The organism is Rhodococcus sp. NPDC047139 (assembly GCF_040643435.1).
Classification (GTDB): Bacteria; Actinomycetota; Actinomycetes; order Mycobacteriales; family Mycobacteriaceae; genus Rhodococcus.
The window spans coordinates 1-13,096 of the sequence record NZ_JBEYUH010000031.1; the positions used below are offsets into that span (position 1 = coordinate 1).

The 13,096-nt window shown below is 66.5% G+C and carries 2 protein-coding genes; both read right to left on the reverse strand.

Going from position 1 to position 13,096, the window contains the following annotated elements; all coding sequences use genetic code 11:
• A partial coding sequence (locus ABZ789_RS22285; RefSeq protein ID WP_358428738.1) for an amino acid adenylation domain-containing protein occupies positions 1-8,910 on the reverse strand: 8,910 nt, incomplete at its 3' end.
• 133 nt (positions 8,911-9,043) lie between these two features.
• The coding region (locus ABZ789_RS22290; protein WP_358428741.1) for an amino acid adenylation domain-containing protein at positions 9,044-13,096 on the reverse strand (4,053 nt) is incomplete at its 5' end.

The following is a 13,096-nucleotide window of genomic DNA, read 5'->3' on the forward strand; positions in this document are numbered from 1 at the left end:
ATCACCCGCAATGTGATGCACCACGAACACCAACACGAACTCGTCCACCGCATCGACAACCCGCAACAGACGCACCCGCACCGGAACCTCGGACGCGACATCGAAGCCCACCGAGATCACCCCGGACACCGCCGACGCCACATCAGCAGCCACCACATCGACCGGACCGAGATCGAGCCGAACATCATCGACAGACACGATCTTCTGGAAACCGACACCGTCGATCTCCGGATACACCGTCCGCAACGACTCGTGCCGCTCGACCACATCCGAAATCGCAGCACCCAGCGCCGCCACATCCAACGCCCCGGACAACCGGATCGCCAACGGAATATTGTTGACCACCGACGCGGAATCCAACCGGTTCAGGAACCACATCCGCTGCTGAGCAAACGACAACGGCACCCGATCCGGACGCTCCTGCGCAACGAGCGGAAGCCGCGCGCCGGTCCCCGACCGCGACTCGACACGTGCCGCGAGATCCTCGACCGTGGACGCCTCGAACAGCACACGTACGGGTACGTCCGTGTCGAGTGCGAGTCCGATCCGGGCCGCGACCTGGGTCGCGGACAGCGAGTTGCCGCCCAGTGCGAAGAAGTCGTCGTCCAGGCCCACCCGCTCAACGCCGAGCACGTCGGTGAACACCGAAGCCACGATCTCCTGCACCGGCGTCACCGGAGCCCGGAACACCACCGCCTCGAACACCGGCGACGGCAGTGCTCGCCGATCGAGCTTTCCGTTCACGGTCAACGGCAGTTCGTCGAGCACCATCACCTGCGCCGGAACCATGTACGACGGAACCCGTGCGGCAACGAAGGATCGCACCGAATCCCCGTCCGTACCGGCCTGATCGTCCGCCACGACGTACCCGACCAGCCGGTCACCGTGCTGGTCCGAGTGAACAACGGCAACTGCCTGCCTCACGGCAGGATGTGCGAGCATCGACGTCTCGATCTCGCCCAATTCGATGCGCTGGCCACGCAGCTTGACCTGGAAGTCCGTACGACCCAGATACTCGAGATCACCGTCACGCGTCCACCGCACGAGGTCGCCCGTGCGGTACATCCGGCTCCCGTCGCCGGCGAACGGGTCGGCGACGAATCGCTCCGCGGTGAGATCGACACGGCCCTGGTAACCGCGGGCCACCTGGGCACCGCTGACATACAACTCACCGGCGACGCCCACCGGTACCGGCTCGAGACGTCCGCCGAGCACGTACGCGCGTGAGTTCCATACGGGCCGGCCGATCGGCAGGCTGTGCGGGAGTTCTCGGGGCAACCGGGCCGCGGTGACGTGGACCGTCGATTCCGTGGGCCCGTACAGGTTGTGCACGACCGCAGCGGGGAATCGCTCGCGCATCGCGGTCACTGTGTCGGCGGTCAGCGTTTCACCTGCGGACAGCACCAGGCGCAGCGACGAACACGTGCCGGCACCGGCATTCGCGACGAAGACCGCGAGCATCGACGGAACGAACGATGTCGCCGTCACGCCGTGCTCGTCGATCATCTGTGCCAGATACACGGGGTCGCGGTGACCCTCGTGCGACGCGACGACGATCCGTCCCCCGAGATCGGTTGCGGTGAACAACTCCCACACCGATACGTCGAAGGTCACGGGCGTCTTGAGGAAGACCACGTCCGACTCGTCGAGACCGTACTCGCTTGCGATCCATCGAATCTGGTTCACCACCGCCGAGTGCGGTACCGCCACGCCCTTCGGCCTGCCGGTCGACCCCGACGTGTAGATCACGTAGGCGGTGTTCTGTGGACGCAGCGCAGAGCGCCGGTCCGCATCGGTCACCGGCGCGTCCGAGAAGGCCCCGAGGTCGATGCTGTCCGCGTCGACTACCCGGCGGCCCTCGGCCCCCGGCACGTCCTCGGCTCCACGCGAGAGCACCAACACCGGCTCGGCCGATTCCAGCACGTGCCGGATGCGTTCGGCCGGGTGATCCGGATCGACGGGCACGTAGGCACCACCCGCAGCGAGCACCGCGTAGACAGCCGCAAGCATCTCCGGGCTGCGACGCATCGTCAGGGCAACCCGCGCCTCCGGGCCCACGCCCACAGAAATCAGGTAGCGCGCAAGGCGATTCACACGGGACGCGAACTCGCCGTAGGTCCACGACCGGTCCTCCGCGACCACCGCGACGGCATCCGGACGACGGGCCGCCTGCTCGGCGAATCCGTCGAGAAGCACACCTCCCGCGACCGGCCGATCGGTGGCGTTCCACGAACGGATCACACGCTCGTACTCGTGCCGACCGAGCAGGTCGATGTCGCCCACGGGCACCGACGGAGTGCGCGCGATCGTCTCGAGTACCGCGGTGAAGCGACGGAGCATCGTGCGGATGGTGGTTTCGTCGAACAGGTCGACGGCATAGATGACGTTGCCGGTCAGCCCTTCCGGATTTCCGTGCTCGTCGTACCGGTCGGCAACCGAGACGTGCATGTCGACCTGGGCGATACCGGGGTCGAACTCGACCTCGCTGACCTCGATGTCTCCGAGATCCAGTCGGATCGGCGCGATGTTCTGGAACGAGAAGCCGACCTGGAAGAGCGGGTTGCGCGCCGTGGACCTTTCCGGGTTGAGGTGCTCGACGAGCCGTTCGAACGGAACGTCCGAGTGCGCGAACGCGGCGAGATCGAAATCGCGGTTACGACGAAGTACGTCGCTGAACGAATCGCCCGGCTCGAAGCTGGTGCGGAACACCAGGGTGTTCACGAACATGCCGACGATATCGTCGAGCGCTTCGTCACCGCGACCTGCAGTCGGCGTACCGAGGGCGACGTCGTCGACGCCCGCCAGACGTGCGAGCAGAACCGACAGAGCCGTCTGGACGACCATGAACAACGTGGCGTTGTTCTCGCGAGCCAGCCGTGCGAGTCCGGCGTGCAGTCCTGCGTCGATCTCGAACGTGACGTTCGAACCGCGATAGGACGCCACCGCCGGCCGCGGCCGGTCGCTCGGGAGATCCAGCTGCTCCGGCAGGCCACTGAGCGCGTCGCTCCAGTATTCGAGCTGACGCGAGATGATCGATTCCGGGTCGTTCTCCGATCCGAGAACCCGTCGCTGCCACAGCGCGTAGTCGGCGTACTGGACGGGCAGCGGCCGCCAACCGGGTGCCTCACCTCGGCGGCGGGCTTCGTATGCCACCATGACATCGCGTGTGAGCGGCCCCATGGAGAAGCCGTCTCCTGCAATGTGGTGCACGACCATCGACAGGACGTGCTCGCGCGGCGCCAGCCGGTACAGCCGGACGGCGAACGGCACGTCCACCTCGACGTCGAATCGTGTGGATGCGATCTCGACGATCCGGTCGTCGAGTTCGTCCTCGGTGATGTCGATGGGGGTGAGCGCCCGGACGATGTTGTCGGCAGGCAGGATCTGCTGCACCGGGCCGTCGAGCGTGGTCGGATACACCGTCCTCAGCACCTCGTGCCGCACCACCAGGTCTTCGAGAGCCGCCGAGAGCGCCGCGACGTCGAGGTCGCCGCGCAACCGCACGGCCATCGGGAAGTTGTAGACCGCACGGTCGGTGTCGAAGCGATTGAGGAACCACATGCGCTGTTGCGCAAGCGACAACGGAATCCGGTCCGGGCGTGGCCCGGCCACGAGAGCTGCGCGATCGCCGGCGGTCACCTCCGACTCGACTCGGGCAGCGAGTGCTTCGACCGTGGAGGTCTCGAACAGTGTGCGCACCGGAATGTGTGTGCCCAGAGCCGTTCCGAGTCGGGACACCAACTGGGTCGCGACAAGCGAGTTGCCGCCGAGTTCGAAGAAGTCGTCGTCGAGTCCGACACGGTCGACGCCGAGGACCTCTCCGAAGATCTGCGCCACCGTCTCCTCGATCGGAGTCGACGGCGCGCGGAACTCACGCACTTCGAAGACAGGCTCCGGGAGCGCGGCACGATCCAATTTGCCGTTGGCGTTCAGCGGCAGTTCGTCGAGCCGGACGATCGCGGACGGCACCATGTACGACGGCAGGGTCGATTCGACCGCCGAACGCAGTTCCGCGGTGTCGACGACGGCACCGGCTGCGGCAACGACGTATCCGACGATCTGATCACCGATCTCGGTCGACCTCACGACGACGACGCAGCGCGCGACGGACGGGTGCGTCGACAGAGCCGCTTCGATCTCGCCGAGTTCGATCCGCTGACCGCGGAACTTGACCTGGAAGTCGGTCCGGCCGAGGTATTCGATCTCGCCGGTCGGCAACCACCGGACGAGATCGCCGGTGCGGTACATGCGTTCGCCGCCGCCGCCGAACGGGTTCGCCACGAATCGGTCCGCAGTCAGGTCTGCCCGGCCGAAGTATCCGCGAGCCAGCTGGCGGCCCGCCAGATACAGCTCGCCGCCGACGCCGACGGGGACGGGGTTCATCCGGGCGTCGAGGATGTAGGCACGTGCGTTCCACACGGGAGTACCGATCGGCACCGCCGCCGTGTTCTCGGATCCGACCACACCCGCCGTGGCGTGGACCGTGAACTCCGTAGGTCCGTAGAGGTTGTGGATATCTGCGTCGCTCACCTTGCGGAAAGCAACGACGGTGTCGACGGTCAGGGCTTCACCGGCGACGAGAACCGTTCGCAGGGAGGCGATCTTCGACGGCTCGGCTACGGATGCCGCGAAGACCGAAAGCATGGAGGGCACGAACGAGGTGATCGTCACGCCCTCACGGTCGATGGCCTCGGCGAGGTAGGCGGTATCGCGGTGACCGTCGTACTCTGCCACCACGGTCCGTGCGCCCACCGTCGCGGCGGCGAAGATCTCCCATACCGAGACGTCGAAGGTCGCAGGGGTCTTGAACAGCACGACGTCGTTCGATCCGAGGCCGTATTCGCTGCTCAGCCAACGAATCTGGTTGACCACGGCGGCGTGGGCGACCGCCACGCCCTTCGGGCGTCCGGTCGAACCCGAGGTGAACAGCACGTACGCGGTGTTCTCCGGATGCAGAGGGGCGAGACGGTCGTCGTCCGTCAGTGGTTCGGCCGACAACGTGCTCGTATCGAGGTCGCGCACGTCCACGACACTGCGCATACCGACGAAGTCGGGTCGCGGGCCGCCCGCAGTGAGGATCAGGACCGGATCGGCCGTATCGAGGACATAGCTGGTCCGTTCAACAGGATGATCGAGATCGAGCGGCACGTAGGCACCGCCGGCGACGAGTACGGCGTACGCAGCGACCACCCATTCGTCGCTGCGGCGAAGCGCCAGGGCCACCCGCTTCTCGGGCCCCACGCCGAGGGACACCAGGTGACGCGCCAGTCGATTGACGCGGGCCGCGAGGTCGCCGAAGGTCGTGTGCGTGCCGTCGAAGGTCAGCGCCCTACGGTCGGCATGGTCGGCAGCGCCTTCCGCGAGGAGAGACACCAACGTCCTCGGGGCTTCGGGATGCTCCGTGGTGTTCCAGGCTTCGAGCACCCGGGCGCGCTCGTCGGGCACGAACAGATCGATGTCCCCTACGGCGACATCGGGTGTCCGGGCGATCGACGTCAGAAGGGCGAGAAAACGGTCGGCGAAGGCACGCATCGTGCTCTGGTCGAACAGATCCGTCGCGTAGGTCAGCATGGCGTCGAGATGCGCCACTTCCCCTGCTTCGTCGCGGATCTCGGCGAGCGTGACCTGCAGGTCGAATTTCGCCGTCTCGTCGCCGAGAGGAACACCGGAGACGGTGAGCCCTTCGAGTTCGAAATGCGGAGCCTCCTGGTTCTGGAAGGAGAGCAGAACCTGGAACAGCGGATGCCGCGCCTCGGACCGCGTCGGATTGAGCACCTCCACCAGGCGCTCGAAGGGCACGTCCGCGTTGCCGAACGCCTCGAGATCGACAGTCCGGGCACGCTCGAGGAGGGACTCGAACGATTCTGCCGGATCGACAACCGTGCGCAGGACGAGGGTGTTGACGAACATGCCGACGAGATCGTCGAGGGCTTCCTCGCCGCGCCCCGCCACCGGAGTGCCCACGACGACATCGTCGGTGCCGGACAACCGGGCAAGCAATACGGCGAGAGCCGCGTGGACCACCATGAACATGCTCGCGTTGTGGTCGCGAGCGCGATCGGCCAGGCCGGCGTACACATCGGCGGGGATCGAGAAGTCGACGTTCGCGCCGCGATAGGACGCCACCGCCGGACGGGGACGATCGGAGGGCAGATCGAGCTGTTCCGGAATACCTGCGAGAGTGTCTGTCCAGTAACGGATCTGGCGCGCGATCACCGAATCCGGATCGGCTTCGGCGCCGAGGGTCTCACGCTGCCACAGGGTGAAGTCTGCGTACTGGACGGGCAGCGGCTCCCAATCCGGCCGCGAACCGCGAGTGCGCGAGGCGTAGGCGATCATCACGTCGCGCGCGAGCGGAGCCATCGAGACACCGTCCGCACTGATGTGATGAGCCACGAGCACCAGGACGTGCTCGTCGGCACCGACACGGATGAGCGAGACCCGGAACGGGATCTCCACCGTGACGTCGAAGCCGCGCAGGATCGGCGCTCGCACGAGATCGACGAGCGTCTCCGGTGACCCGTCCACGATGTCGAGGCGGTGCTCGACGTCGCCGGTGTCGAGCACGAGCTGATGGCCGCGGCCGTTCACCTCGGGATAGATCGTGCGCAGCGACTCGTGGCGCTCGAGTACATCACCGATCGCAGCGTCGAGCGCCTCGACGTCCAGAGAACCGCTCAGCCGCACCGCAACCGGAATGTTGTTGACCGCGGAGTCCGGGTCGAAGCGGTTGAGGAACCACATCCGCTGCTGAGCGAGGGAGAGCGGAACCATGTCACCACGCTCGGCCGCCGCCAGCGCGGCGCGGTGCCCGCCCCCCGCGGCGAGGGCTGCATCGCACGCGGCTGCGAGCGCTTCGACAGTCGGCGCGTCGAAGAACGATCGCACGTCGAGACGAACACCCACCGCGGCATCAAGTCGCGAGATGACGCGCGTTGCGCTGAGGGAGTTGCCCCCGAGATCGAAGAAGTCGTCGTCCAGACCGACCCGCTCGCGACCGAGCAGGGCTGCGAAGATCTCCGCGACGATCTCCTGCGTTCGCGTCTCCGGAGCACGATATTCGGTGACCAGTACCGAGAAATCCGGTGCGGGCAGAGCCTTTCGATCGGTCTTTCCGCTCGAATTGAGCGGGAACGCATCGAGCCGCACGTAGAGCGTCGGCACCATGTACTCGGGAAGCGCATCCTTCAGCGTCGCAGAAAGATTGCGCCGATCGATCTCGTGGTCGGACACCACGTAGGCCACGAGGTGATCACCGAGTTCCGCATCGGTGTGTACGAGCGTGACCGCCTGCGAAATCCCCGGAACATCGAGCAGAGCGCTCTCGATCTCCCCGAGTTCGATGCGCAGACCGCGGAGCTTGACCTGGAAGTCGGTTCGACCGATGTAGTCGAGGGAACCGTCCTCGCGGCGGCGGACGAGATCGCCGGTCCGGTACATACGTGAGCCCGGATCCCCGAACGGGTTGGCGACGAATCGATCCGAGGTCAGATCGGGCCGTTCGACGTAACCGCGGGCGAGCTGGACGCCGGCGAGGTACAACTCACCCTCGGCACCGGTGGGCACGGGTCGCAGATCTGCGTCGAGTACCACCAGCTCCGTACGGGCAACCGCACGCCCGATGGGAACGGAGACGGCATCGGCTTCGGTGACGTGATGGTAGGTGACGTCGACAGCGGCTTCCGTCGGGCCGTAGAGATTGTGCAACTGCGCCGAGGACAGTTCCCGCAGCCGCGCCGCCGTACGTGCGGGAAGTGCCTCACCCGAGGCGAAGACGGTGCGAAGCGAGGTCACCTCGGCCGCGAGCGGTTCCGCCACGAACAGTGCGAGCATCGACGGGACGAAGTGCACCACCGTGACACCTCGGTCGATCATGGTGCGCGCGAGGTACTCGGGATCGCGGTGGCCGTCGGGTCGCGCGATGAGGACCCGGGCACCCACCTGGAGCGGCCAGAAGAACTCCCAGACCGACACGTCGAAGGTGAACGGTGTCTTCTGGAACACGATGTCGTCGGCGGTGAAGCGGTACTTGCTCTGCCGCCATCGCAGATTGGCCACGATCGCCTCGTGTTCGACGGCGACACCCTTGGGTCGTCCCGTCGAGCCCGAGGTGAAGATCACGTACGCGGTGGAGTGCGGACGGAGGGGACGCAGGCGGTCGGCGTCGGTGAGGGGTTCATCGGAGTAGGACGAGCAGTCCTCGACATCGATTTCGATGATCGGGACGGAGACCTCCGCGAGCGAGTCGGTTCGATCGGCCGAGGTGGTCAGTACCACGGCGGGCCGGGCGGCCTCGACGATGTAGGACACCCGGTCCGCCGGATGATCCGGATCGAGGGGTACATACGCGCCACCGGCCTTGACGATCGCGTACATGCCGACGAAAAGGTCGAACGACCGACGGATCGACAGTCCGACGAACGACTCGGTGCCGACCCCGGAGTCGACGAGCCTGCGGGCGAGTCGGTTCGCCCGGCGGTCGAACTCGGCGTAGGTGAGCGTTTCACCCTCGTATTCGAGGGCAACGGCGTCGGGAGTAGCGGCGACGGCGTCTGCGAAGAGTCGTGCGAGTGTGTCGGACGCGTCCGCGGGCGCGCCGCCCGCCTCCGATGCAGCGGCGGCCGCGTCTGCGAGCAGGCGGTCCACGGCGGCACCCAGCGCTCCGTCCCCGGCGGCGACGAGGTCGGGCACCAGGTTGCTCAACACAACGGGAACGAGGGCCTCCGGTCCGAGCACGCCGCCCATCGCGGCATCGAGTTCCTCGAGCTGGGCGTCCAGAACGCCGTACGTGATCTCGGTGCCGTTGTGGACGAGTGCGACGCGATCGGGCTCGGCGCCGGCCACACCTGATACGAGCCGCTGCAGATCCGCGACGGTCGGAGCCGGACGGTCCTGCTTTTCAATCGACATCTACCAGATCCTCCCAATACGCGACGAGCCGTCTTCCCCCCGACGGACGACGGGCACGCCGAACACACACGAGCATTCGATCCTAGCGCGCCGACAAGGACGTCCCGCGTCCACTACGAACTGCGCGTACCGGTCACCCGCCCTTCCGCACTGCTACTGCCCGGTCGATGATCGTCCCGAGCGCCGCAGCGTACCCGTCGGCACCCAGGGCCTGCAGGATTCCGGGCAGCAGCGCCGAGAGTGCGACCGTGACGAGCGCGTCCGGCTTGAGAGCGCCACCCATCGCCGAGGCGACAGTCGTCAACTGAGCGTCGAGTGCGGCGAAGGTCACTTCCGTGCCCCCGTGCTCGATCGCCACCGCATCGGGCGCCATTTCGGCTGCCGAGGAGACCAGAGCCGGCAGGTCGGCGACGGTCGGACGCGGAGCGGACTCCTCGAGTTCCCGAGCCGTCCGGAGATCCACGGACCGGAGAGTGACCGAGGGGTCGGACGTGACGGCTTCGAGTACCGTCACGAACCTTTCTGCGAACGCCGCGATCGTCGACTCGTCGAAAAGATCTGTCGCGTAAGTGATCAGCATCGGCATACCGACGAGCGTGCGGTCCGGGGCGAATTCCTCCCCGATCGCCAACTGCAGGTCCACCTTCGCCTGGCCCAGATCGCTGTCGAACGCCGAGATCTCCAGACCGGGCAGCTCGAGAGAGGTCTGCTCGGTGTTCTGGTATGTGAGCATCACCTGGAACAACGGCGAGTACGCCGATGAACGCGAACGCCCGAGGGCATCCACGAGGCGCTCGAACGGCAGTTCCGCATGTGCGAAGGCAGCGAGATCGACATCCCGAACCTCCTGCAGCAGGTCCGAGAACGTCGCCGTGGGCGACACCTCGGTGCGCAGCACCAGGGTGTTGACGAACATGCCGATCAGATCGTCGAGAGCCTGCTCCCCACGACCGGCGACCGGGGTGCCGACGGTGATGTCGGAGTTACCGGACAACTTCGACAGCACCACTGCCAGCGCAGAGTGTACGACCATGAATACGGTCACTCGCTCCTGACGAGCGAGGTTTTCGATCCGTTGCGCGAGATCCGCCGTGACGGTGAACCCGAAGGACGAACCCTGCGACGACGGCCGCGAAGGCCTCGGCCGATCCAGGGGGAGATCGAGCACCTCGGGAGCACCGTCGAGCGCCTCGGTCCAGAACCGAAGCTGTTCCGCCGCCACACTTTCGGGATCCTCGTCATCGCCCAGGACGTCTCGCTGCCACAAGGCGTAGTCCGCGTACTGGACGCGCAGCGGCTCCCAACCGGGCGCGGATCCTTCGGATCGGGCGTGGTAGGCGGTGACCACATCGCGGGTGAGCGGTCCCATCGAGAAGCCGTCCGCGCTGATGTGATGCACGACCACGACGAGGACGAACTCCGTCGGACTCGTCTCGAACAGACGGATCCTGACCGGTACCTCCTTCGCGACGTCGAAGCCTGTGACGACCGCTTCTTCTACGCGGGCACGAAGCTCCGCCTCGTCCACTTCGACGTGCGGGACGTCGGTCGTGAAGCCGGACACCGGCAGGATGCGCTGGATCGGGCCGGTCTCGGTATCCGGGTAGACCGTGCGCAGGATCTCGTGCCGGGCGACCACGTCGCGGACCGCTGCCCGCAACGCCGGGATGTCGAGCAGTCCGGAAAGCCGGATCACCACGGGGATGTTGTAGACCGCCGACGACGTATCGACCTGGTTGAGCACCCACATCCGTTGCTGTGCGAGCGAGAGCGGTACGGCCTCCGGTCGCGGCCGGCGCGTGAGTGCGATCCGGCGGCGACCCGATGCTTCTTCCTCGGCGCGTGCCGTGAGCCCACGAACGGTCGACGCTTCGAACACCGCTCGCACCGGCACCCGCGTATCGAGCGCCTCACCCAATCGCGCCACGAGTCGTGTCGCGATCAGTGAGTTACCGCCGAGTTCGAAGAAGTCGTCCTCCGCGCCCACCCGGTCGAGTCCGAGAAGCTCGGCGAACACCGACGCGACGACCTCTTCGACGGGGGTGGCCGGGGCAACGAATTCGCGTGCCTCGAACACCGGGGTGGGCAGCGCCCGGCGATCGATCTTGCCGTTGACGTTCAGCGGGAGGCTGTCCAGCACCATGATCGACGACGGCACCATGTACGACGGCAGGACCTCACGCAGCGCCGCCGTGACCTCGACGGTGTCGATATCGACGTCCGGAGCCGGCACCACATATCCCACGAGCTGTTCTGCGGTGCGGTCGTCGCGGTACACGTTCACCACGCACTGCGCCACTTCGGGCACGGCACGCAGCGCGGCTTCGATATCGCCGAGCTCGATCCGGTAACCGCGCAGCTTGACCTGGAAGTCGGCGCGCCCGAGATATTCGAGTCCGCCACTGTCCGATTCCGAGGAATTCATGGTCCACCGGACGACGTCGCCGGTTCGGTACATCCGGGAGCCGTCCGCTGCGAACGGATCGGCAACGAACCGTTCGGCGGTGAGGTCACCGCGCTTGTGGTACCCGCGAGCGAGCTGGGCGCCCGCCAGGTACAGCTCGCCCGCAACACCCGGGAGAACCGGACGGAGCCGCGAGTCCAGAACGTACACACGGCTGTTCCATACCGGCCCACCGATCGGGACGGTGGCACCGACATCGTCGGTGACCTTCTGTTCCGTGATGGACACGGCCGCCTCGGTGGGACCGTACAGGTTGTACAGCTCCGCACCGTTGCCGGACGACAGGAACCGGCGTGCGGTCTCGGCGGGGAGTTCCTCACCGATCGCGAGGATCCGGCGCAGTGCAGCAGGGAGTCTTCCGTTGTTCTCCTCGAGGAGGATCTGCAGCATCGACGGAACGACGTGCAGGGTGGTGACGCCCGCGGATTCCATGAGCCGCACGAGATAACCGGGATCGCGGTGCCCGTCGGCGTCGGCGACGACGAGCCGTCCTCCGCATACCGCGGCAGACCAGAACTCCCACACCGACAGGTCGAAGGTGGCGACCGTCTTGAGCAGGACCGCGTCGTCGGGGCCCATCCCGAACCGGTCCCGCTTCCACAGCAACTGGTTCGCCACTGCACCGTGGGAGACGGCCACGCCCTTCGGCCGGCCGGTCGAACCGGACGTGAAGATCACGTACGCGGTGTTCGCCGGGCGCAGCGGCGCCGGCCTTTCCTCCACACGGATCGGCGCGTCCGACACCGCGCTCACGTCGAGCGTGTCGATGAGAATCGACGAGCAGCTTCCGTGACCGGTGAAGCGGTCGCGTTCGGTGCTCACGATGCAGAGCGGGTCGGCGCTCGCCACGATGGTCGCAATGCGTTCGGCCGGCTGATCCGGATCGATCGGAACATAGGCGGCCCCGGTCTTGGAGATCGCGTACATACCCACGACGAGATCGATCGATCTGCGGATCGCCAAACCCACGAGCGATTCCGGTCCCACACCGCGGCCGATGAGATACCGGGCGAGCCGGTTCACTCGCGAATCGAGCTCGCGGTAGGTCACCTCTTCGTCGCCTGCGACGAGCGCGATCGCCTCGGGCGACGCGGCGACCTGCTCCTCGTAGAGCGACACCAGGGTCGACGAATCGTCGACCGGATGTGCAGTGTCGTTCCACTGCACGAGCATTCGATGACGCTCGGCGGGGTCGAGGAGATGCACCGCACCGACGGTCACCGACGAGTCCGCGACGACCTCGTCGAGCAATCGCACGAAGCGTCGAGCGAAACCGTCGACCGTCGCGTGCTCGAACAGATCCAGGGCATAGGTGAACGTCGCCTCCATGCCGGCCGGTTCACCGTCCGCTCCGTAGGTGTCGGACAGGATCAGGTGCAGATCGAACTGGGCGAGCCCGGCGTCGACCTCGAAGGGGGTGACGTCGAGGCCCGGGAGCACGAACTCTCCCCGTTCCTGGTTCTGGAACGAGAAGCCGACCTGGACCAGCGGATGCCGCGCGGTCGAACGGACAGGATTGAGAACCTCGATGAGGCGCTCGAACGGTACGTCGGCGTGGGCGAAGGCGTCCAGGTCCCGCTCGCGAACCGAGGTGAGCAACTCGTCGAACGACTTGTCCTGTGACACTTCGGTGCGCAACACCAACGTGTTGACGAACATGCCGATCAGATCGTCGAGAGCCTGCTCCCCACGACCGGCGATCGGCGTGCCGATCGCAATATC